The organism is Pseudoalteromonas sp. SCSIO 43210 (assembly GCF_054133285.1).
This window is the reverse complement of sequence record NZ_CP087225.1, coordinates 3,347,572-3,371,445: the sequence shown is the minus strand read 5'-3', so window position 1 is coordinate 3,371,445 and position 23,874 is coordinate 3,347,572. Positions and strand designations below refer to the sequence as shown.

General features: G+C 39.5%; 20 protein-coding genes and 1 riboswitch. Of the genes, 10 read left to right on the top strand and 10 right to left on the bottom strand.

The genetic code is table 11. The features are described 5' to 3' along the window. Positions 1 to 164 precede the first annotated feature (164 nt). The 3 genes from recN to nadK all read right to left on the bottom strand — a co-directional run bounded on the left by recN (position 165) and on the right by nadK (position 3,430). Positions 165 to 1,838 carry a DNA repair protein RecN gene (gene recN / locus LOS73_RS14460; RefSeq protein WP_033028719.1) on the bottom strand — a complete coding sequence of 558 codons (1,674 nt, stop codon included), beginning with the start codon at positions 1,836 to 1,838 and terminating at the stop codon, positions 165 to 167. A gap of 75 nt (positions 1,839 to 1,913) precedes the next feature. Next, positions 1,914 to 2,471: a hypothetical protein gene (locus LOS73_RS14455; protein WP_033028720.1), complete on the bottom strand. Its 558-nt coding sequence runs from the start codon at positions 2,469 to 2,471 to the stop codon at positions 1,914 to 1,916. Between the two features lie 74 nt (positions 2,472 to 2,545). Further along, positions 2,546 to 3,430 carry an NAD(+) kinase gene (nadK, locus tag LOS73_RS14450; RefSeq protein ID WP_007375835.1) on the bottom strand — a complete coding sequence of 295 codons (885 nt, stop codon included), beginning with the start codon at positions 3,428 to 3,430 and terminating at the stop codon, positions 2,546 to 2,548. A gap of 176 nt (positions 3,431 to 3,606) precedes the next feature. On the opposite strand from nadK, the gene LOS73_RS14445 reads away from it, so the two are divergent. Both LOS73_RS14445 and grpE read left to right on the top strand, forming a co-directional pair. Next, positions 3,607 to 4,572: a hypothetical protein gene (locus LOS73_RS14445; protein ID WP_007375834.1), complete on the top strand. Its 966-nt coding sequence runs from the start codon at positions 3,607 to 3,609 to the stop codon at positions 4,570 to 4,572. 58 nt (positions 4,573 to 4,630) lie between these two features. Further along, complete coding sequence (gene grpE / locus LOS73_RS14440) at positions 4,631 to 5,242, top strand: nucleotide exchange factor GrpE (RefSeq protein WP_033028721.1); 612 nt, start codon at positions 4,631 to 4,633, stop codon at positions 5,240 to 5,242. A gap of 26 nt (positions 5,243 to 5,268) precedes the next feature. On the opposite strand, the gene LOS73_RS14435 is transcribed toward grpE, so the two are convergent. Beyond that, entirely contained in the window at positions 5,269 to 6,471 is a 1,203-nt protein-coding gene (locus LOS73_RS14435; RefSeq protein WP_004335389.1) for a Bcr/CflA family efflux MFS transporter, read from the bottom strand. A gap of 197 nt (positions 6,472 to 6,668) precedes the next feature. Here LOS73_RS14435 and LOS73_RS14430 point away from each other — a divergent pair, with 197 nt between their 5' ends. Beyond that, positions 6,669 to 7,466, top strand: a complete 798-nt coding sequence (locus LOS73_RS14430) for a M48 family metallopeptidase (protein WP_008134732.1) — start codon at positions 6,669 to 6,671, stop codon at positions 7,464 to 7,466. Between the two features lie 111 nt (positions 7,467 to 7,577). Here the strand turns inward: LOS73_RS14430 and LOS73_RS14425 are convergent, their stop codons facing one another. The 3 genes from LOS73_RS14425 to LOS73_RS14415 form a co-directional block, all read right to left on the bottom strand. Then, on the bottom strand, positions 7,578 to 8,594 hold the full coding sequence (locus LOS73_RS14425; protein WP_033028722.1) for an alpha/beta fold hydrolase: 1,017 nt from the start codon (positions 8,592 to 8,594) through the stop codon (positions 7,578 to 7,580). Positions 8,595 to 8,755: 161 nt separating this feature from the next. Further along, positions 8,756 to 9,544 (bottom strand): nucleoside-binding protein, encoded by a 789-nt coding sequence (locus LOS73_RS14420; RefSeq protein ID WP_457933894.1) that lies wholly within the window; start codon positions 9,542 to 9,544, stop codon positions 8,756 to 8,758. A gap of 133 nt (positions 9,545 to 9,677) precedes the next feature. Continuing rightward, a complete protein-coding gene (locus tag LOS73_RS14415; protein WP_008134735.1) occupies positions 9,678 to 10,991 on the bottom strand; it encodes a Na+/H+ antiporter NhaC family protein in 1,314 nt (437 codons plus the stop codon). A 351-nt stretch (positions 10,992 to 11,342) separates the two neighbouring features. On the opposite strand from LOS73_RS14415, the gene dapB reads away from it, so the two are divergent. The 6 genes from dapB to ribB all read left to right on the top strand — a co-directional run bounded on the left by dapB (position 11,343) and on the right by ribB (position 19,769). Further along, the gene (gene dapB / locus LOS73_RS14410) at positions 11,343 to 12,146 is read left to right on the top strand and encodes a 4-hydroxy-tetrahydrodipicolinate reductase (protein WP_033028724.1); all 804 of its coding nucleotides are present in this window, start codon (positions 11,343 to 11,345) and stop codon (positions 12,144 to 12,146) included. Positions 12,147 to 12,507: 361 nt separating this feature from the next. Then, positions 12,508 to 13,644, top strand: a complete 1,137-nt coding sequence (gene carA / locus LOS73_RS14405; protein WP_008134738.1) for a glutamine-hydrolyzing carbamoyl-phosphate synthase small subunit — start codon at positions 12,508 to 12,510, stop codon at positions 13,642 to 13,644. A 16-nt stretch (positions 13,645 to 13,660) separates the two neighbouring features. After that, positions 13,661 to 16,879 carry a carbamoyl-phosphate synthase large subunit gene (gene carB / locus LOS73_RS14400; protein WP_033028725.1) on the top strand — a complete coding sequence of 1,073 codons (3,219 nt, stop codon included), beginning with the start codon at positions 13,661 to 13,663 and terminating at the stop codon, positions 16,877 to 16,879. Positions 16,880 to 16,927: 48 nt separating this feature from the next. Then, positions 16,928 to 17,404 carry a transcription elongation factor GreA gene (gene greA / locus LOS73_RS14395; protein WP_007375825.1) on the top strand — a complete coding sequence of 159 codons (477 nt, stop codon included), beginning with the start codon at positions 16,928 to 16,930 and terminating at the stop codon, positions 17,402 to 17,404. Between the two features lie 158 nt (positions 17,405 to 17,562). Continuing rightward, complete coding sequence (locus LOS73_RS14390; RefSeq protein WP_033028726.1) at positions 17,563 to 18,621, top strand: S66 family peptidase; 1,059 nt, start codon at positions 17,563 to 17,565, stop codon at positions 18,619 to 18,621. Between the two features lie 76 nt (positions 18,622 to 18,697). Further along, positions 18,698 to 18,869, top strand: a riboswitch (FMN riboswitch). Between the two features lie 246 nt (positions 18,870 to 19,115). Next, positions 19,116 to 19,769, top strand: coding sequence for a 3,4-dihydroxy-2-butanone-4-phosphate synthase (gene ribB / locus LOS73_RS14385; RefSeq protein ID WP_033028727.1), 654 nt, complete (start codon positions 19,116 to 19,118; stop codon positions 19,767 to 19,769). Positions 19,770 to 19,849: 80 nt separating this feature from the next. On the opposite strand, the gene LOS73_RS14380 is transcribed toward ribB, so the two are convergent. Both LOS73_RS14380 and LOS73_RS14375 read right to left on the bottom strand, forming a co-directional pair. Then, positions 19,850 to 20,506, bottom strand: coding sequence for a nitroreductase family protein (locus LOS73_RS14380; protein ID WP_457933893.1), 657 nt, complete (start codon positions 20,504 to 20,506; stop codon positions 19,850 to 19,852). A 361-nt stretch (positions 20,507 to 20,867) separates the two neighbouring features. Next, positions 20,868 to 21,893, bottom strand: a complete 1,026-nt coding sequence (locus LOS73_RS14375; protein ID WP_033037711.1) for a zinc-binding alcohol dehydrogenase family protein — start codon at positions 21,891 to 21,893, stop codon at positions 20,868 to 20,870. Positions 21,894 to 22,026: 133 nt separating this feature from the next. Between LOS73_RS14375 and LOS73_RS14370 the strand changes: the two genes are divergently transcribed. Continuing rightward, a complete protein-coding gene (locus LOS73_RS14370) occupies positions 22,027 to 22,965 on the top strand; it encodes a LysR family transcriptional regulator (protein WP_457933892.1) in 939 nt (312 codons plus the stop codon). 12 nt (positions 22,966 to 22,977) lie between these two features. On the opposite strand, the gene LOS73_RS14365 is transcribed toward LOS73_RS14370, so the two are convergent. Further along, on the bottom strand, positions 22,978 to 23,868 hold the full coding sequence (locus tag LOS73_RS14365; RefSeq protein ID WP_033028731.1) for a dienelactone hydrolase family protein: 891 nt from the start codon (positions 23,866 to 23,868) through the stop codon (positions 22,978 to 22,980). Positions 23,869 to 23,874: the final 6 nt, after the last annotated feature.

The window sequence follows — 23,874 nt, the reverse complement described above, 5'->3', positions numbered from 1 at the left end:
AAATTGAGTATGTTTAAATCGACTTAAAAGCATTAAGAGCACACATACTATTATTAAAAGCCAACTAAAACCTATACACATATAAATGACACTATTTTGCATTATATTTATCTCTTAGCAATTTGATACATGTTGATTTGTTATAAATCGGTAGCTAAATAGCACTAGGCATGTGCCATTATCAGTTCTTTTGCGTTAGCTTTAGCCGTCTTACTTACGTTGTCTCCAGCTAATAGGCGAGCTATTTCATTAACTCGTCCATCTTTATTTAAAGGCAGCATATGAGTAAATGTTTCACCTTGAGCAATTTCTTTAGCTACAAAGAATTGTTGATGCGCACTGCTAGCTACTTGCGGTAAATGCGTTACACAAATTACTTGAGTTGATTTACCTAACTGACGTAATAGTTTTCCAACTGCCGATGCGGTAGGGCCTGATATACCTACGTCAACTTCATCAAAAATAAGTGTTGGGGTTGTTACTTTTTGTGCAATAATCACTTGAATTGCTAAGCTAATACGCGAAAGCTCTCCCCCAGATGCTACTTTAGCAAGCGGTTGTAGTGGCTGTCCTGGGTTAGTTGAAACTAAAAATGATACATTGTCGTACCCTAAACTGTTGGGTGCACGCTCAACTTCTTGAGTTAATGCTATTTCAAATACACCATTTTCCATTGACAGGTTAGCCATACTCTCACTGATCAAAGTGTTTAGTGTATTTGCGTACTCTTTACGACTTTTGCTTAACTGATCGCTTGCCTGTTGGTATGTCACTCGCGCATTTTCTATTTCGGATTCTAGTTGTTCTAATCGAGCACTATTAGTACTAATTGACTCCAGTTCCTGTGAAATAGATTGATGAAACTCAACTAGGGCTTGTGGTTTTATATGGTGTTTGCGAGCTAAGTCCATTGCACCACTTAGTCTATTTTCTACTTCAACTAAGCGAGCCGGGTCTAAATCTGCTTGCTCAGTGTAACCACGCACTTCGCGACTCGCTTCTTCAACTTGTACAGCGGCTTCGCTAAGCATAGCAGCTACGCTTACTAAACTTTCGTCATATTGAGCCAGTTCGGTAAATTGCTGAGCACTATGCTGTAACAACGAGCACGCATTTTGTTCATCGCTTTCGTAAAGGTGCTGTAGCTCTCGTTGGCAGGCTTCTAAAATGGTTTGGCTATTACTGAGTTTATAATGCTCAGCCTCTATTTGTTCAAATTCATTTTCTTGCAAAGCAAATTCATCTAGTTCTGCAACTTGATATTCTAAAAGTTGTTTTTGAGCCGCTTGCTGTAATTGTTGCTGCTCTAGGTGCTTAAATTCTTTTTGTAAGTTAGCGAACAGCTTATAGTTTTGGCTCACGCCGTTCACTAAATCATTGTGACCGGCATAGGCATCAAGTAATTGCAATTGATGCTCAGCTTTCAAAAGATGCTGATGGGCATGTTGCCCATGAATAGAAATTAAATATTGACCAAGTTCTTTTAGCTGTGCGGCGGTTACCGCACTACCATTAATATAACTTTTACTGCGGCCATTTTTACATACCACCCTACGTAATAAGCACTCGTTATCGGCATTTGCTAACATGTGTCGTTCTAAAAAAGCGTTAGCTAGTGGAAGTGCACTTAAATCAAATTGTGCACATACTTCTGCCTTGTCAGTGTTAGGGCGGACCGCTGAGGCTTCTGCTCGCTCACCTAAACACAGTGAAAGCGCATCAATGGCTATAGACTTACCTGCACCTGTTTCACCGGTGATGGCGGTCATACCGTTTTGCCATTCGGTACTTAAATTACTTACTATTGCAAAATTTTTAACTTCTAAACCAATTAACATACTGTTTATCCATCCAGTCAATTAACTGTTAATTTATACAGTGTTTTGGTTTTTTGCAAATTAATTTTTTAGTATTTAAGCAACACTTGCCTCTTCGTTAATAGGAGAGTCATTAGTTTTTTGTTGCAAAAATTCAACTTCTTCTTTTTTATCAATGTGTTGATGGATGTCTTCTGTTTGGATAGTAAATATTAACGAAGGTAGTTCAGTGTCATAAAAAGCTTTGTTATATAAAATACCTTGATGAGGTAGCTCAGCTATAAAGTGCTGTAAGTTATCAATTAAACTTTTAGCCGAATTAGTTTGATAAGTTTTATTTAATTCGTTAGTTAAAGTGCTGACGAGTAAATCAGTTACATCTTCTAATTTTTGTAAATTGTCATCATTATGTGCTTGTACTACAAAAAAATTACTAACAATTGCCTGGACTCTAGGAACGTGTTTCGGGCGTATTACCTTAACATCCAACAATTCATTTAGTTTGCTTTTCAAACGTGTACTAATTTTTGAAACTCGATCATTAAAAATTCTCTTCTTGGTTTCGCTTGCTATACGACGATTATTTTCAACTATTAAATAGCTACCTAGTAGCGTAATTAATAACAAAAGTGAAAAAAATACAACATACGTCATTTGCTATAGTTCCTAATAATATTATTTTTTATTTTGCGATATTTTGCTCTAAAGTCTTACACTTGGCAATAAAATTAGTATAAACGACTACCCCAATTTAATTTAGTACGTAAAACGTTGTAGTAAGAATAATTTTTTGGATGAATTAAACGCAGTTTTTTATCTGCTTTCTTAATGACAACCTCATCGCCAGGTAAAACAGCAAGCACAACATGGCTGTCGCAACTTACCTGTAGGCTATCTGTATTTTCTAGGCTTAGCTTTAAGCGTACTTCGTTATCAGCATCAACGACTAATGGTCTGCTCGATAATGTATGTGGGAACATAGGTACTAACGAAATAGCATTAAGCTCTGGTGTCAAAATAGGTCCGCCACCTGAAAGTGAATACGCCGTTGAGCCTGTTGGTGTTGATACAATTAAGCCATCCGAGCGCTGTGAAAATACAAAATCTTTATTAATAAAGGCTTCAAACTCAATCATATGTGCAACTTTATCGGCATGAAGCACTGCTTCATTGACCGCAGAATTAGCGCTTTTTAATTCGTTGTGGCGGTATACCTCTACTTCAAGTAAAAAGCGATTTTCTTCAATAAAATCACCACTTAAAACTTGTTCTAAACTTGGTTCAAAACCTTCAGGGTTTAAATCAGTTAAGAACCCAAGGTTCCCCCTGTTAACACCGATTACTGCTACGTTGAAACGGGCTAAAACACGTGCTGCGCCTAACATGTTACCGTCACCTCCAACGACAATAGCCAAATCAGCTAGTTCCCCTAAGTCGACTAACTTAACTAGTTTATCTGTGGGTACATCAACTAACTGGCCACCAGTGCGTTTTTCTACGATAACCTCAAAACCAAGTGCCAGTAAAAATGTATGCAGACGTTGTAGTGTTGCGGCTGCACCAGGGTGGTTTGGTTTACCAATAAGGCCAATGGTTTTAAAAGGAGAATCCATAATGTGTACACTGTAAGTTTGAATGTTTGTAGAGTAACCCAAAAGAGAAGTGTTTGAAAATACAGATCTTAGCTTAAATTGGTATGATTAACTTACCTAGGTAATTAATTTAGTTTTATTAGCTACCAGCATACTATGTGACTTGAAATAACTGTAAATGCCCCGATATATCAGACATGCAACAAGATGTAGATAACATGAAATTAAATCCACGAGATCAGCAAATTTTTTCAGCTGTTATGAACATGTACTGTAATGGTGAGGGGTTACCCGTCCCATCAACAAAAATTGCTAAGCTTAAAGGCATGGCTGTGTGTTCGGCTACGGTACGTAATGCGATGGCTCGCTTAGAAAAAGTGGGCTTATTGTATTCACCTCATACATCTGCAGGCCGTGTGCCTACAAATGAGGGGTTTGATTATTGGTTTGACGAGTTCTTTCCACTCGCTGATATTGCTAATTATTGGCAACCAGAGCAATCACAACTCGTTGAGCTAGCGCATGGTTTGAGCCAAAAATATCAGGTTTGTTGTTGTGTGGGTTTGCCACAAGCCAGCTCGCAGCAAGTATTTAGAGTAGAGGTACTTGATTTTGATTCTACCGACTGGCTTATTTTATTAATAGACAGAGCAGGGCAGAGCCATAATATTTGTATTGATAAGCCTCATGATTCGTCAGACTCTGTTCGTTATCAGTTTGCAACGTGGCTAAACACCGTCTTTAGTCAACAAACCTTGATGGAAGGTTTATACCGTATGCAAGCTATGGCTAATACCGCGCCTCGAAATTGTCACGATTCGCTTAATCAATGGACGCGACAACTAAGCCAAAAATTAGGCTCAGATAACAGTATTGTTGTTGGCGAAAATTACCTTTACAAACAAATTGATTGTGAACAAAGCTTAAATATTGGCGTCTCATTTTTAAATTATGTAGAAGATAAGCTCGCTTTTAAAAATGGGTTATCGGTACTTAATAGCGAAAAATTACCTTTTACTGAGTGCGATGAATTGATTGTAATAAGTGTCCCGTACTTTCAAAATCAAGAATACCAAAGCCGCTTTTGTATAATTTGCCCTAAATCAGCGCAAATTGAAGAAATAATCCAAGAATTTAAATTAATTGAGACATCTAACTCTTGAATCTTTTTATTCAATCCCCATAATTACCGCAGTTGAAAAGAATTGGAGCACGTATTTTATGTCTGAGCAGACACAAAACCCTGAGCAAGAAGTAGAATTAAACGAAGAAATTTCTAAAATGCAGGCTGATGTAGAAGCAGCAGTAGAAGCCGCTGATCAACATGCAGAACAAGAGCAAAGCCCTGAAGCAGAAATTGCGATGTTATATGCAGAGCTTGAGGCCGCTAAGCAAACTATTGCTGATCAAAAAGATGGTGTTGTTCGCGCAGCAGCAGACGTAGATAATATTCGTCGTCGTGCAGCACAAGATGTAGAAAAAGCGCATAAATTTGCACTAGAAAAATTTGCTAACGAATTACTACCTGTAATTGATAACCTTGAACGTGCTATTGAGTTTTCTGATAAAGAAAATGAGACTTTAAAGCCGTTGCTTGAAGGTATCGATATGACGGTTAAGAGCTTCAATGACGCTGTTTCTAAATTTGGTGTTGAAATTGTAAACCCACAAGGTGAGATGTTTAATCCAGATTTTCATCAAGCAATGTCAATTCAACCAAGTAACGATGTAACACCTAATACAGTACTTGCTGTTATGCAAAAAGGTTACACATTGAATGGTCGTTTATTACGCCCTGCAATGGTTATGGTTTCTAAAGCTGCTGATGCTTAATTGAATTATTAGTTTTAAAAAATGCCTCATATTGAGGCATTTTTTTTGTCTTTTTTATAGTGAATTAACTGTACGAGCATAGTGAGTAACACGGCACTAAACATTAAGCTTGAAAATGGCACTGCGCTTTTTGCATGCATAATAGCGAGTAACGGGCCAACTAATGCGCCACTGCCAAAACGAAGTGTGCCAATTACGGCCGTTGCCGTGCCTGTGTTTTTTTCAAACTTCATTAATATTAGCGAGTCAGCATTACTTGCCGTGACGCCTAAGCTCATCATTAATGGCGCAATAGCAGCCACAATATAATAAAGTGATAAATGCAATAAGCTAAATGTTAATAGCGCAAGCCCCGATACAAACCCACATACAAGCCCAATATAGAGCATCTTTCGAGAGCCTAGCCTTGGTACAATTCGCGTATTTAAAAAGTTACCAAACATCAGCGCCATTACATTAAAGGCAAATAATACACCAAATAATTGTTCTGACACTTCATATAAATCTAAATATATAAAAGGTACTGAGGTTAAAAAGCAAAAAAATCCAAATGATACAAACATAGAACTGAGTATGTCGGCACGTGCATCTTTATTACTGAGCACTGTTTTATAGCTATCAAAAAATAAAGCGAGACCCTTTTTTTCATTTTTGTGAATAGGAATATCGATTAGATATACTTGTACAAACGCTAATATTAAAAAGCTATATCCAGCAAGCACCAAGAATATGGTTGACCAAACAGAAAACCCTAAAATAAACGAGCCAACTGAGGGGGCAACTAACGGTGCTACCATCATGATCATCGATACATACGACATTCCTTTAGCTGTGTTTTGCTGATAAATATGGCGAATAATACCCGGTACTACTACCGTTGCTGCAGCTCCCGTAAATGCTTGTACTGCTCGAAGAGTCCAAAAGGCATGGATTTCGGTGGTAAATGCAAGTGCAAGTGAGCTTGCGCCAAATAGGGTTAAGCCAATACGGGCGAGCTTACGGCGGCCAATTTGATCGGCAATCGGGCCAAAAAATAACATCCCCAATGAATAACCTGCTAAGTAAATACTCAACGATATTTGTACATTTGGCATATTAGTGTGTAAATCGTTTGCAATTACCAGCATGGCGGGCAAATACATATCAATAGCCAATGGCGTAATCGCCACAATACTGGCTAATAAAGGCAATAAAATACGGGTATTAAAAGACGAGGCTGAGGCGTCCATGTGTAAACTCAACAATCACTAAAAACAAGGACTGTAGTGTAACAGGGCATTGTATTTGGATAAACTTAGTTCGCCTGCTAAGTTTATCGTCTTATCGCATCTTGTTAATATAGCGCTATATAAAGCAAATATTTTAAATTGGTACTGTGTTTGCTATTCTACAAGCAATAAAAAATTAATTGCTTAAGAGAATTACCATGAAAAAACTAGTACTTGCAGTATTAGCGACAGCCGTTTTGGCTGGTTGTAAAACGTCGCCAACAGGACGCACACAAATAGCGCTTTATTCAGACCAACAAATGAGTGAAATGGGCACTGCTAGTTTTGCTGATATGAAAAAAAACCAACCAATTAATAAAGATGCAAAAACAAATGCATATGTAAATTGCATTGCTGAAAAAGTAGTGGCTGTATTACCAAAAGAATACGCTTCGCAAAATTGGGAAGTGGTTGTATTTGAAGATGAATCTGCTAATGCTTTTGCACTACCAGGTGGTTACATTGGTGTTCATACTGGCTTATTAAAAATTGCTACTAATCAAGACCAATTAGCAACAGTACTAGGGCACGAAGTAGGGCACGTAATTGCTGAGCATTCAAATGAGCGTGTTTCACAAAGCTCTATTTTAGATACCGGTATGCAACTTGGTAGTGCGGCACTTGAAATGGGTAACATTCAATATCGTAATGAAATTATGCAAGGCTTAGGTTTGGGCGCACAGTATGGTGTTGTTTTGCCATTTAGCCGCTCGCACGAATCAGAAGCCGATACTATTGGTTTAGATTTAATGGCTGAGGCTGGCTTTAACCCACAAGAGTCAGTAACCCTTTGGCAAAATATGAGTGCGGCAGGTAGTGGTACAACACCTGAGTTTTTATCAACTCACCCAGCGCCAAGTAACCGTATTAAAAACTTACAAGCGCAAATGAGCAAAGCACTTAGTGAGCAAAGTACTGCTAAAGCACAGGGTAAAAACCCACAGTGCACACTGTAGTTAAGCGCTTTACTATTTGAAGTAGTGTACGTTTAGTATTAATGCGTAATTAAAATAAAACCCCTGTAAGTATTTTACCTACAGGGGTTTTATTTTAGTTCTTAAGCGTGGTTATTCAGCAGAAAGTGCTTGTTTAAATACATTTTTAAAGCGTTCGAAATCTTCAATGTGCGGCAGATGCCCTAAGTTATCAAGCTCGAATAATTGTGCGTCAGGGATAAGTGTTGCAGCGTGTTTGCCTAATTTATCATATCGACCAAGCTCGTAATTAACACCCTCTTTTTTCCAGTTACGGCCAGGGCCGGTTCTATCCCGCGTACCTATAATTAATTTAACCGGCATAGTTAAATCTTTAAATTCGGTTATTACAGGTTGAGTGAAAATCATATCGTATGTTTTTGCATTCACCCATGCCATTTGTTCTTTATCTGATCCTTGTATTTGCCCTGTTATGAAGTCAGTTAAGGCTGAATATGTGGCATTCCACTTACCATCGTAGTAATTTTTTTGTTGATATTTTCTTACGCCTTCCGGCGTTTTTGAAAACTCATTTTTATAGAAAAAATTTGTATCTTTGTAATCAACATACTGCAAGTAGTTTTCAAGCCCAATAGGGTTTAATAAAATTAGCTTTTTAGTTGTATTTGGATACATTAATGCAAAACGACTCGCTAGCATTCCACCCATTGAGTGCCCTAATACAATCGACTCTTTTATATCAAGTGAGTCCATTAACGCATGAGTATGATGAGCAAGAGCCGCAAATGAATACTGGTAATTAGTTGGCTTAGACGACTTACCAAAACCAATTTGATCTGGAATTAATACCCCATAACCTAAAGATTGCAGATATTGCGCAGTGGTAGTCCAGTAATCTGCATTAAAGTTTTTGCCATGCATAAGTGTAACTGTTGGCATGTCGGATTTGGTTGGCTTTAAGTAAATATAGGCCATTTTTAATGATTGTTTTTGCGACTCAAGTGCAAAGTAATTTACTTTAAAATCGTATTCGTAATTAGTTAAAAGTGCATCATAAGAAAGGGCAGATGTATCTTGAGAAGTGCCAGCTAAGGCATTGTTTGTTAGTACTAATAAAGTAGAGAAACAAATAACTTTAATCGACGACATTCAGTTACTCCTATTAAAGGCGAGCGCTTGGCTTAAAAGAAGTACAACAATAACTAAGTATTTACACCTGTTCAATTAAATGTTTTACGTGGACGAAAAGAAGCGAAGCTAAAATAAAGCTTCGCTTATTAATTACTGAGTAAAGAGCTGATTGTTAAAGCTTAAAACGTCCACTCAATATGGATTTGTGGTACCGATTCAGTGACTTCAGTACCTAGTTTATTGTGCCAGTATTGTAATTCCATACCCAACAGGAGTGTGTTTTCTTTCATTTGAAGAGCGTGGCCCATATCCCACACTAAAATAGGCTGTGCGAGTATCCAAGCTTGTACTTCGTTACCAAATTCATCTTCACGTTCAGCAATGTATTCAGCGTGGCCTTTAAAGCTAAACTTTTGTGAGCCAATAGAGAAAGGGTACTCAAAAGCTACATCAAGCATCCAGCTATTAGTTTCAATAGGTGCACCGCCTTTTGCTACACCTTCACTATCGTCAATGTAAGCTGTGAACAACGTTTGAAAAAAGTTAAAACCAGGTACATCCCAGCTTAATTTAACACCTGGTAGATATTTCATTACTTTTGCATCACCAGCAACGTTAATACCGCCCGTAAGGCCAACATCTAATAATGCACCAGAGCCAATTTTTTCGCCGCTAATGGCCGATAAGCTTACCGTTGAGTACCATTCACCATAAAAATCAGCATCTTGGTAACCATCATCTATATCGTCTTTACTGTAATCGATAAAGAAGAAGTTATCGCCGTAGTCATAGCCCGATGCATGTTGAACCGAGTAAACGGTAGTATCGGACTCTTGTTTAGAAAATGGATTTTTTTGACTTCCATTATTAATGTGTAGTGCTGTACTGCTCCAATTAGCAGCAAAAGCCGACGATGATAAAGCAAGAGAAGTAAAAGTAATAAAAGGGAGTAATTTTTTAAATTTCATAACTGTTTAATAACTATAATTTTAGTGACACGCGGAAGCAGAGATTATAGCAGAAGAGATTGATTTGTTGATCGCTAATTTAACACATGTTGCAGCTTACTTTATAAGCTGCAACATGTGGAGACGCAATTTATTACGCTTTATTTCGGCGCAAGCAAATGATAGTTATTGCCGTAAATGCTAGGATAAAACAATAATAGGAAGAGGTTGATACTTCCCAAGGGCTTATTTTAAACGTAGCGCCAAGTAACAATGCTTGTGCGCCGTATGGTAAAGAACCCTGCGTTACACAAGCAAAAATATCTAGCAAACTTGCAGAGCGTTTACCGCTTATTTCACCATCATCAGCAAGCTTTTTAGCAATAGGGCCGGCCACAATAATAGATACGGTGTTATTGGCAATACAGACATTACTTGTTAAAACTAACGCAGCGATACCTAATTGATCTGCCACTTTACGGTGCCATTTGGCAATTATTTTAGTAATTGCTTGAATTTTTTGAGCAATGTAATCAAGGCCACCATTAATACGAATAAATTCAGATAAGCCACCAATAAACATTGATAGTAAAAATATTTCCTGCATATCGGTAAAGCCTTTGTAAATGTCTTTTACAAAGCTTGCGCCTTCATAACTTCCTGTAAAGCCCATTAATGCGGCAAAAATAATACCGCTAAACAACACTACAAAGACGTTCAAGCCAGCAACTGCTAGCACTAAAATAAAGGCATACGGAAGCACTAACCAAATATCGTAATCCTTGGTTTCAACAACTTGAGCAGCAGGTGTTAAATAAAACAATAAGCCAATAGTCAGTATTGCAGCAGGGACAGCAATTTTAAGATTCTCTTTAAACTTGTCTTTCATTTCACAGCCCTGCGTGCGCGTAGCTGCAATAGTGGTGTCTGAAATAATAGATAAGTTATCGCCAAACATAGCGCCAGATACAATCGTACCGGCCATTAATGCTGGATCTATACCTGTTTTAATTGATACCGCATAAGCGATAGGGCCAATGGCGCCAATCGTACCCATTGACGTACCCATTGCTGTTGATACAACCGCTGCAATTAAAAATAAACCAGGGAGTAACAACGAAGGTGGAATAAGCGATAGGCCTGCATTTACTACCGCATCTACACCACCGGTTGCACTGGCAACGGCAGAAAAAGCACCCGCAAGTAAGTATATTAAACACATGGTAATAATATTGTTATGTCCGGCACCTTTAATAAAGGTTTCTACACATTGGTTTACCGTGCCTTTATTTAAAATAAACGCAAGCATGATGGCGGGCAATATAGCAACAGGTGCGGGTAGTTGGTAAAAAGCATAATCAACCCCTTGCGATTGCAAATACAAACCTGAGCCTAAAAATAGCGCTACAAAGGTAAGTAGGGGAAGTAAAGAAAGTATTGCTTTGTTTTTATTAAATGATGGCTGCATCATAATCCTCATAACCAGTAAAATTTATCACAGCCAAAACTCCTCTTTTAGCTGAATTTAGCAGTACAACTTTTTAAAAAAAGTTGTTAGCCGCAGCGTCCGCAAGCCAAAGACCAAATCGACGCGAAAGAGAAGTTTAAATGTATAGATGGCTAAAGTAAACTGGTATTGTTATTATTATTAAATTAAAAGGTCACCTGACTATTGCATGACTTTTAGATAATATCTATAAAACAACGCGATTTTCAGCGATTAATATTTATCCAACTGCATAAAAATACCTACCTACGTATTTTGTAATGCCCGGATATATGGCTAATAAACGGATTCAAATTAAATTAGGTAAAAACCATGACTACAAATCGAATAGGTGTTTTTGGTGCTAACGGTAGAATGGGCTTAGCTCTATTAGAAGCCGCGACAATTAAAGAACAAACACAACTTACAGGTGCATATGTTCGAAGCAGTTCATCGCTATTAGGCATTAATGTAAATCAAGTAAACAGCGCAGCCGATAACAGTGTTAGCTTTAGCGACGAAACTACAATAGATAATGTAGATGTTTTAATCGACTTTACGCTGCCAGCGGGTATGAAAAACCATTTAAAAACCGCTGTAGTGCAAAAAATTCCTATGGTAATTGGCACAACAGGTTTAACAAATGATGATATGGCGCTATTACACGATGCCGCTAAACATATCCCTATTGTATTTGCGCGAAATTACAGCGTAGGTGTCAATGTATTACTCAACCTTGTGCAAACTGCAGCGACTAAGTTTGGTGACGATTTAGATATCGAAATATTTGAAGCGCACCACCGTCATAAAATAGATGCACCATCGGGGACCGCACTGGCAATAGGTGAGTCAATCGCGCAAGCGAAAGGCTGGGATCACGACGAGGTTGCGGTATATGACCGAAGCCAAGTAGAAACAGCTAAATCTCAAAATGAGATTGGTTATTCTGTCCTAAGAGGGGGCGATATAGTAGGTGAACATACCGCATACTTCGCTACAATGGGCGAAAGGCTTGAATTAACACATAAAGCAAGTTCGAGAATGACGTTCGCTTTAGGTGCTATAAGGGCTGCAAGCTGGTTGAAAAACAAACCTGCTGGACTTTATGATATGCAAGATGTGCTAGATCTTAAGTAGTTTAGTTACTATTTTAACTGTTTGGGTCTAATTTCACCTACAGTGACTTATTTGTAACAATTAACCAAATAATGTTAGACCTAAATAGCAACTTCATGTAATATGCAGCCAATTTGCCAAAAATTACTAAATGCGTGTTTCCAATTATACCCAAGTGGCTAGTAAATCCGGGGTTTCAGTGGGAATGAAAATAGTTTTAGGCAAGAAAAATGATTGAAGGTTGAATGCTTTACATCTGCATCATTTAAGACTGCGTAAAACAATTTAAGCTCACAAAAATCTGGTTTTGACGATCCCTCTGGGTATTGGCGGGGTGTTAAGCAATTGCTTACTCCCGTTTTTTACTGTTAGGAGGTTTAACTTGACTAAATCCGCTCTGTTAGTCCTAGAAGACGGCACAGTGTTTCGCGGTACTGCAATCGGCGCTGACGGCATGTCAGTCGGTGAAGTGGTATTCAATACGTCTATGACTGGTTATCAAGAAATTTTGACTGATCCATCATACGCGGAACAAATCGTAACTTTGACGTACCCACATATCGGTAATACGGGTACCAACAGCGAAGACGAAGAAGCGAATCAAATTTGGGCTAAAGGCCTAGTGATCCGTGATTTGCCACTGCTAGCAAGTAACTTTCGTAACGAGCAATCGTTAGATGATTACTTAAAAGAACGTAATATTTTAGGTATTGCGGACATCGACACCAGAAAGCTAACTCGAATTTTGCGTGATAAAGGCGCACAAAACGGGTGTATTGTTGCCGGTGACGAGCTAGACGAAAACAAAGCGTTACAAGCCGCGCAAGCCTTCCCAGGTTTAAAAGGTATGGATTTAGCAAAAGTTGTCTCAACCAAGGAAAATTTTGAGTGGCGCGAATCAAGCTGGACATTAGGTGAAGGATTTAAAACCCTTGACGCTGCTGATGAAAAGTTTCATGTTGTTGCCTACGACTTCGGTGTAAAACGTAATATTTTACGTATGCTTGTAGACCGTGGTTGTAAACTTACAGTAGTACCAGCGCAAACTTCAGCCGCTGACGTACTTGCTTTAAACCCTGATGGTATCTTCCTATCTAATGGCCCTGGTGATCCTGAGCCATGTACTTACGCTATTGAAGCCATTCAAGCCTTTTTAGAAACCGACACACCTATTTTTGGTATCTGTTTAGGTCATCAGTTATTAGCCCTTGCCTCAGGTGCTAAAACAGAAAAAATGAAATTTGGCCACCACGGCGCTAACCACCCAGTTAAAGACCTAGACCGCGATGTAGTTATGATCACAGCTCAAAACCATGGTTTTGCAGCTCAAGAATCAAGCCTACCAAGTACGCTTCGTGCCACGCATAAATCATTATTTGATGGAACGCTTCAAGGTATTCATCGTACAGATAAACCTGCGTTTAGCTTCCAGGGTCACCCTGAAGCAAGCCCTGGTCCACACGATGCAGCACCATTATTTGACCACTTCATCGATTTGATGCAAGCGCGTAAACACTAATTTAACTGGAGTAATAATGCCAAAACGTACCGACATAAAAAGCATTCTTATCTTAGGCGCAGGCCCAATTGTAATTGGTCAAGCTTGTGAATTTGACTACTCTGGTGCTCAAGCGTGTAAAGCACTTAGAGAAGAAGGCTATAGAGTTATATTAGTTAACTCAAACCCTGCAACTATCATGACCGACCCTGAAATGGCTGATGCTACCTACATCGAACCAATTCACTGGGAAGTGGTAGAAAAAATTATTGAAAAAGAAAAGCCTGATGCAGTACTGCCTACAATGGGTGGTCAAACAGCATTAAACTGTGCACTTGATTTAGACAAGCACGGTGTATTGGCTAAGCATGGCGTTGAGCTAATTGGCGCAACGGCTGATGCAATCGACAAAGCAGAAAACCGTGAACGCTTTGACGTAGCAATGAAAAACATTGGTCTTGAATGTCCACGTGCTGAGATTGCTCACACAATGGAAGAAGCAAAAGATACAATGACCCGCATTGGCTTGCCATGTATCATTCGTCCTTCTTTCACCATGGGTGGCACCGGTGGCGGTGTTGCTTACAACATGGAAGAGTTTGAAGAAATTTGTGAGCGCGGTTTAGACTTATCGCCAACAAACGAATTATTGATTGATGAATCACTGATTGGTTGGAAAGAGTACGAAACAGAAGTTGTACGTGATAAAAACGATAACTGTATTATTGTTTGTACCATTGAAAACTTTGACCCTATGGGTGTTCACACTGGCGATTCAATCACCGTTGCACCAGCGCAAACGTTAACCGACAAAGAATACCAAATTATGCGTAACGCCTCTATGGCGGTATTACGTGAAATTGGTGTAGAAACTGGCGGTTCTAACGTGCAGTTTGGTATTAATCCTGAAGATGGCCGTATGGTTATCATTGAGATGAACCCACGCGTATCACGCTCATCTGCACTTGCATCAAAAGCAACGGGTTTCCCAATTGCTAAAATTGCTGCAAAGCTAGCAGTAGGATACACGCTTGATGAGCTTCAAAACGATATTACCGGCGGTAAAACACCAGCATCTTTTGAGCCTTCAATCGATTACGTTGTAACAAAAATTCCTCGCTTTAACTTTGAAAAATTTGCCGGTGCGAACGATCGTTTAACTACGCAAATGAAATCAGTTGGCGAAGTAATGGCGATTGGTCGTAACCAACAAGAATCATTACACAAAGCATTACGTGGTCTTGAAGTGGGCGCAACAGGTTTTAACCCGATAGTTGCACTTGATGACCCTAAAGCGAAAGAAAAAATCATCCGCGAATTACGCGAGCCTGGTGCTGAGCGTATCTGGTACATTGCCGATGCAATGCGCCATGGTATGAGCGTTGATGATGTTTATGAGCTGACTAAAGTTAATCGCTGGTTCTTAGTACAAATAGAAGATATTTTAAAAGACGAAGCAAAAATTGGTGAAGTAGGTATGGCTGGTTTAAATGCCGACTTCCTACGTAAACTTAAACGCAAAGGTTTCGCAGATCCACGTATAGCTGAAATTGCTGGTGTATCTGAAGCTGAAATTCGTAAAAAACGTCACCTATTGAACATCGTGCCAGTATATAAGCGTGTTGATACGTGCGCCGCAGAATTTAGCTCAGACACAGCTTACATGTACTCATCTTACGATGAAGAGTGTGAAGCAAACCCAACAGATAAAGACAAAATCATGGTTATTGGTGGCGGGCCTAACCGTATCGGCCAAGGTATTGAATTTGATTACTGTTGTGTACATGCCTCGCTTGCGCTTCGCGAAGACGGCTATGAAACCATTATGGTTAACTGTAACCCTGAAACAGTATCTACCGATTACGATACATCGGACAGATTATACTTCGAACCAATTACACTTGAAGACGTACTTGAAATTGTACGTGTTGAAAAGCCTAAAGGCGTTATCGTGCAGTACGGTGGTCAAACACCACTTAAATTAGCACGTGAGCTTGAAGCGAATGGCGTGCCAGTAATAGGTACTTCACCAGATGCGATTGACCGTGCAGAGGACCGCGAACGCTTCCAACAACTTGTTGAGCGTTTAAATTTACTTCAGCCAGAAAACGCAACAGTAACTTCAACTGAAGAAGCACTACTTAAATCAGTTGAGATTGGCTTCCCATTAGTTGTACGCCCGTCGTATGTACTAGGCGGTCGTGCAATGGAAATTGTATACGACGAAGATGATTTACGTCGCTACATGACCGAAGCGGTACAAGCATCAAACGAAGCACCTGTATTACTGGACCGTTTCTTAGATAATGCGATTGAAGTTGACGTTGACGCAATTTGCGACGGCGAGCAAGTAATCATCGGCGGTATCATGGAGCACATTGAGCAAGCGGGTGTTCACTCGGGTGACTCAGCCTGTTCATTACCAGCACATTCTTTATCACAAGAAGTGCAAGATGTAATGCGCAAGCAAGTAACCGACATGGCGCTTGAGCTTGGTGTTGTTGGCTTAATGAATACACAGTTTGCCGTAAAAGATGGCAAAGTGTACTTAATTGAAGTCAACCCGCGTGCCGCACGTACGGTACCGTTTGTATCTAAAGCTACCGGTGTGGCGCTTGCGAAAGTAGCTGCTCGTTGTATGGCGGGCCAGTCTTTAGCAAGCCAAGGCATTACTAAAGAAGTAATCCCTCCTTACTACAGCGTTAAAGAAGTTGTTTTACCATTTGCTAAGTTTCAGGGTGTGGATCCAATTCGTGGCCCTGAGATGCGCTCAACGGGTGAAGTGATGGGTGTTGGTGATACTTTCGCCGAAGCATTCGCAAAAGCACAATTAGGTGCAAGCAACACTTTACCACGCGGTGGTCGCGCGTTATTATCTGTTCGTAATAGCGATAAGCCACGCATTGTTGAATTAGCCAAGATTATGACCGACTTAGGTTTTGAACTTGACGCAACGGGTGGCACGGCACAAGCTCTTGAAGAAGCTGGCATTGAAGTACGACGTGTAAACAAAGTATATGAAGGCCGCCCGCATATTCTTGATTATATCAAGAATAAAGAGTACAGCTATATCGTTAATACCACCGAAGGTCGCCAAGCGATCGAAGATTCGAAGGTGTTACGTCGTGGTGCATTGCAAAATAAAACCAACTATACGACAACCTTGAACGCGGCTTTTGCTAACTGTACTGCTAACAAAGCAGATGACCGTAGTAAAGTAACGTCAGTTCAAGAGCTACACCTGCGATTGAACTAAGGAAATGTGCCAAGGCCAACTAGGGCCTTGGTGTTAAGTGAGAAAAGTATGCAATCAATTCCGATGACAGTTCGTGGCGCAGATTTACTGCGCAAAGAGCTTAACGAATTAAAAACAGTTACCCGTCCAAAAATTATCGCCGACATTGCTGTTGCGCGTGAACACGGTGACTTAAAAGAAAACGCTGAGTACCACGCTGCACGTGAGCAACAGGGTTTTTGTGAAGGTCGTATTCAAGAAATTGAAGCGAAGCTTTCAAATGTTCAGATAATCGACGTAACTAAAATGCCAAATACGGGCAAAGTTATTTTTGGCACCACAGTAACTATAGTAAATGTAGATACTGATGCTGAAGTAAAATACCGTATTGTAGGCGATGATGAAGCAGATATTAAAAACAACTTAATTTCTGTTAACTCACCGATTGCACGTGGCTTAATTGGTAAACAAATGGACGACGCAGTGTCTATTGAAACGCCAAAAGGTATCGTTGAGTACGAAATCATTGAAGTTGAGTATCTTTAACGCATAACTCACTTTAACGTTTTAAATAAAAACCGATGTAATTACATCGGTTTTTTTATGCCTTAAATAAATCACTATACTGATAAGAGTATTCATATTGCATAAAGAGTAAGCATGATGATATAGGTACATAATCACTTCATTAAAAGGAACACTCAATGGCTAATATACTTTACCCAGCGCCTTTGAAAGTAGGATCACAAATAGCAATTTGCTCGCTTTCATCAGGTCTTAAAGAAAAATACCATGCTCGATTAGACATTGTTATAAATGGACTAAAACAACGAGGGTATGATGTTGTTGAAGGGGAGTTTTTACGTCAAAACAAACCACGTGAACAGCTTAACGCAAAAGCGCATGCTCAGCAGCTAATGGTTTTTTTACTTGATGATGAAATAGATGCGATTATGCCGCCGATGGGTGGTGAGCTGGCAATGGAGATACTGCCACTACTTGATTTTAACGCCATTAAAGAAGCAAAGCCTAAGTGGTTAGTTGGTTTTTCTGATGTGAGTACTATTGCATGTGCATTAACAGCTAAGTGCCAATGGGCAACCCTTCACAGCGCTAATCTTATGCAGTTACACCCAGATGAAAAAAATCCGTATAGCTTACAAATATTTGAAACTCTGACCTACGAAGCCGGTAGTAAATTTGAGCAAGGTCCTTCTTCTTTATATCAAAAAAATAAGCCTGATTACGCGCAAAACCCGAACGAATTACTCAGCCCGAGTGAGCCCACAAATTGGCAATGTTTAAACTACACAGATAAACGTACCATAGAAATGTCTGGTCGGTTATTTGGTGGGTGTTTAGATACCGTAGGTTTATTGCTTGACTCGCCATTTTTAGCGCTGCATGAGTTTAAGAAGCACAGCGCACCTGAAGGACTTATTCTATACCTTGAAAACTCAGAGCTTACACCGACAACCGTTGCACGATTTTTACTGTCATTAAAATTAGCGGGCATATTTGACGACATCAATGGTTTGATTTTAGGGCGAAGTGAAATTACACAAAGTCATTACGATGCCTTTGATTATCGCCATGCGTTAGATGTAGCGCTAGGTGGGTGTTTATTTCCTGTAATTATTGATGCGGATATAGGGCACGTTCAACCTAACTTAAATTTGGTCAATGGTGCTACCTGTACGCTAGTTGCTGATATAAACGAAGGTATAGTAGATCGCGCATCGTTAAATATCCAACTTTCGTAGTTTTTATTGTATTTAGTTTTGAAAAACAAATAAATACAAGCGTATAATATGCCTACAGTAAGTGCTAATGCTTACTGTAAATTCTCAGGGCGGGGTGAAATTCCCCACCGGCGGTATGTTTAATGTTTTTTATGACTTAAACGAGCCCGCGAGCGCTTTATTTAACCTATTTTAGGTTAAGTAAAGGTCAAGCAGATCTGGTGAGATGCCAGAGCCGACGGTTACAGTCCGGATGAAAGAGAATATGGCTTATTATACTAAAACCAATTTTATTAAAGGCATGATCGTTGTATCGCGTTAAGTGAGCTATTTTCTTTGCGCTATAATTTAGTCACTAATTTAATGTTATTGGTATAACAGTGTGCGCTGCATTTTGCTGCGTGCTTTTTGTTATTTTATTTAAGCTATTTTGGTAGTGATTGCTTTAAATTTAAGTGATGTATTACTGATCCTTTCACAGTCCTGAATCTATTATTTTTATTTGGAATATAATGATGATTCAGTCTCTACTTACTCAATTCGGCGAAAGCCATACCCGCGTACAAAGCGCCATCACTGCACTACAGCAAGGCCAAGGCGTACTTGTTGTTGATGATGAAAACCGTGAAAATGAAGGCGACTTTGTTTTTTCAGCTGAGCATCTAACGACTTCTCAAATGGCCGAAATGATTCGCGAAGGCAGCGGCATTGTTTGCTTATGCATGGGGGAGGAGCGCATTAAACAGCTCGACTTACCGCAAATGGTAACCCACAACACAAGTCAAAATAACACCGCTTATACAGTCACTATTGAAGCTAAGCATGGCGTTACAACAGGCGTGTCTGCTGCTGATAGAGTAACTACTATAAAAGCAGCGACAGACGATAACGCCAAACCAAGTGATTTATCGCGCCCAGGGCATGTGTTTGGTTTAAAAGCACAAACGGGTGGCGTATTAGTGCGTCGCGGCCATACCGAAGCATCCGTTGATTTAATGCGACTTGCCGGCTTAAAACCATTTGGCGTAATTTGCGAACTGACAAATCCAGATGGTTCAATGGCGCGCTTACCTGAGGTGAGTGATTATGCTAATAAACATAATATGACCGTGGTTTCTATTGAAGATTTAGTGCAATACATTCAGGCTGCACAGCGCAAAGTAAGTTAAACTGCTTTAAAGCAAAAAAACCACTTATTTAAATAAGTGGTTTTTTAATATTGTTATCATTTAAGTTTATAACGTATTACTTATAAAACCTGAATAACTTGCTCTTTTGCTAAGCGAGATTTAGGCAGTTTGGCATTATAATCTTCAGAGTCATCATGGTAGCCAAGCACTAAAGCTACATCACAAATATAGCCATCCAGCTCTTTTTCAAAGATTTCACCAATAAGTTCAGCGTCTACGCCTTCCATTGGGGTTGAATCAATACCTAAACGTGCTGCTGCATGCATGGTGTTACCTAGCGCAATGTAAGTTTGTGCTTTAGTCCATGTTGCATTGTTACCTTGCTCATCGGTATTCATATCAACAAATGCATAAGCACCAAAAGCTTGTTCGCGATTTTCTGCTTTAGTACGGCCATTTTTAATATCTGCATCAATAACTTGTGCGTAGTCATCGCGGGTATATTTAGGATTGTGAGCGAATAATATTATATGCGAAGCTGTTTTAATATGTGGCTGGTTAAACGCAAATTTATTAGCAAATGTACTATGCATACGCTCTTTAGCCTCATCTGATTCAATTACGATGAATTTCCAAGGCTGCGAGTTAATAGATGATGGAGATAGGCGCATAGCTTCGTAAATAACGGCTAAATCGTCTTGAGATACACGTTTCGTTGCATCGTAACGTTTTGCTGTGTAACGCTTTTCTAAGTCATTAATAATAGGGTGAGTCATTAGTTTCTCCATTGAGTAGGTGTTTTACCAGTATTTACTATGTTGAGTCAGTTTTAGTAAAAACAAACCCTTTTAAAAATTTATTACAAAAATAATATCGTGTTTTTAAATCACTCTACTTATTTAGTTCAATTGATATCTACGTAAAGTAAGGCCTATCAATATAGCTAGGTACGGATAGTAGTGGGTTATTACAATATGATAAACAGGTATATGGTTGAATCATTATCAAATATTATTAGGTAATAGTTTCTTTAATAAATATAAATACAGCCATAGCCACCCAAAATATTGGCTGAAGACACCAATTACATTGGTGCCTTCAATTAATTCAGGCTGCGCGTGTTTAGTATTTATGGAATTAAAAACCTTCCAACACTATTTTGCCAATAGAGCGACCTTCTTCAAGTTCTGCGTGTGCAATACGCAGGTTAGCCGCATTTATAATGCCTAAATTTTTACCAATCGTTGTTTGAATATGGCCCTGATCAATTAACTCAGCAACATGATTTAGTAACTTGCTTTGCTCAATTAAGTCTTTTGCGTTAAACATTGAGCGGGCAAACATAAATTCCCAATGTAGCGATAAGCTCTTCATTTTTAATTTACTCACATCTAATGACTCAGGATCGTCAATCATTGCAATTTTACCAAATGGTGCAAGTACCTCCGTATACGCTTCAAAGTAAGTATCAGTACTGTGCAGACTTGCTACATGTGTTACCGATCCAATGTTTAATGCGTCAATTTGAGCCGGTAATGGTTTTGTATGATCAACAACATAATCTGCGCCTAGTTTTTTAACCCATGCTTGTGAGCTTTCACGCGATGCAGTGGCAATCACTGTTGCACCAGTAATCGTTTTAGCAAGCTGGATAAAAATAGAACCAACGCCGCCTGCGGCACCTGTTACTAAAATAACTTCGTCTGATTTTGTTGTTGCATCAGCTGCTTGTTTTACAATGTTTAAATGCTCAAATAATAATTCGTACGCTGTTATTGCAGTAAGTGGTAATGCAGCAGCTTCAGCATCGTTTAAGCTCTGCGGTTTAAATCCTACAATGCGCTCATCCACTAATTGGAATTCTGCATTACTACCTGGGCGAGTAATATCACCTGCGTAATAAACCGCATCACCCGGTTTAAATGCCGTTACAGCTTCACCTGTTGCAACCACTTCACCAACGGCATCCCAACCAATAACTTTTACTTCACCGTTTGTTGGTGGCATATATAGGCGCACTTTATAATCGGCTGGGTTAACTGCAATAGCTTTAACTTTAATTAATAAATCGCGACCTGTTGCAACTGGCTGTGGTAATTCAACATCAATTAACGATTCAGGATTAGAAACAGGAAGAGATTTTTTATAACCAATGGCTTTCATAATAAGTGTCCTAATTTGTTTACATATAAGGTGCAAGCCATGCTTTGGCTAGCTGATGGATATATAGTAGACCTTGCTTTAATATAGATAAACCGCATAATTGTTGAATCATTATCAAATATAAATAGATAATATGAACATAGAAGATTTAAAACTTATTTTAAAAGTAGCTGAGTTTAGAAGTATTACGCTCGCAGCTGCTAAGTTAGATATGCGTACAGCCACAGCAAGCGCTGCTATTAAACGTGTTGAGGCAGCCCTTGGTAGCGAGCTGTTTGTTCGTACAACACGTCATTTAAGGTTGTCGGCTGCTGGGGAGCGCTACATACCACAATGTGAGCAGGCTTTAGCTGTACTTGAGCTTGCAAAGCAAAATCTAAAAGGTGAGCACGACGAAATAGAAGGGGAGTTACGCGTTGCCCTTTCATCTGATTTAGGCCGTAACTTAGTGATCCCATGGATTGATGAACTCATGGACACTTATCCAAAGCTAAGTTTAAGAACGCATATAAGTGATAGTAATATCGACTTTTACCGTGACTCAGTTGATATAGCGCTTCGTTATGGCTCGCCTAATGATGCTAGCGTTTATGGATTCAAAATTTGTAACGTACCGCGCTTGTTATGTGCAACTGACGAATATCTCTTACAAAACGGAACTCCCGTGCATCCTGATGATTTAGCATCGCATCAAGGTTTGTTTTATCAGTTGCAGGATATTATAAATAATACGTGGGAATTCACCGATGGTGAGTCAAAATATAAAGTTAAAATGAATGGCAGACGCGCCTCAAACGATGGCGATTTAGTAAGGCGCTGGTGCGTTGCGGGTAAAGGCTTGGCTGTTAAGTCAGCTCTTGATATGGCCGACGATTTACTCAATGACAGGGTGGTTACTGTAATGCAAGATTATCAACATGTTAATGGTGAACTTTGGCTTATTTGCCCAAGTAGGCAGTCAATAACTCCTGCGGTGCGTTTACTACGTGATGTATGCAGGGCAAAATCCCAAGCTATTTTGCAGCAGTTGGTCAATAAAGGCATTATTGATAAAAGCGTATTAAAGGATTAATACGCAATCAGATCAACTTAGCTTTTTATTAAAAAACTCAACGGTACGTTGCCATGCAAGCTCGGCATTGTCTTTATCATATCGACCTGTCGAGTCGTTATGAAATCCATGATTTGCCCCTTTATACATATGCATAGTGTATTCAACATTATTAGCTTTTAAATCTTGTTCGTAGTGTGGCCACGACGCGTTTACACGTTTATCCAGCTCGCCTAATTGAATCATTAACGGCGCTTTAATATTTTTACGCAAACTTTCACTGGCAGGAGTGCCGTAAAAAGGCACCCCGGCGCTGATTAAATTACTATCTACTGCCGCTAAATAATTAACAATGTAGCCACCAAAACAAAAACCGACAGCGCCTAACTTACCGTTGCTGTTAGCATGCGATTTTAAAAAGTGTGCTGCGGCTACAAAATCGTTTTGAATTTTAGCGCGATCCATGGTTTTTTGCATAGCGCGTCCTTCATCATCATTGCCAGGGTAGCCACCCAGTGGAAATAGCGCATCGGGTGCAAATGCAATAAAGCCTACCTTCGCTAAGCGTCTTGCTACATCCTTTACGTATGGGTTTAATCCACGGTTTTCGTGTACCACGAGTACAACAGGGAGCTTACCTTCTATGTTTTTAGGGGTTGCTAAGTAACCTTTGCCTTTACCGTGCCCGTCTGGCGAATCGAATTCTTCGTACGTTGCTTTAATATCATCGTCATTAAACGACACTTGTTCAGCCAATGCGTAATTAGGTAATAATGCTGATGTAAGTACAGCCATCGAAAAGCCAAGAGCAGCAAGGCCACCGAGTTTTTTCATAAAAGTACGTCGGTCCATTAAACCGTGGGCGTACTCGTCATACCAATCAAAGGCTTCTTGAGGAATGTGATCAGAGGGGGATGTATTCATGGCTGC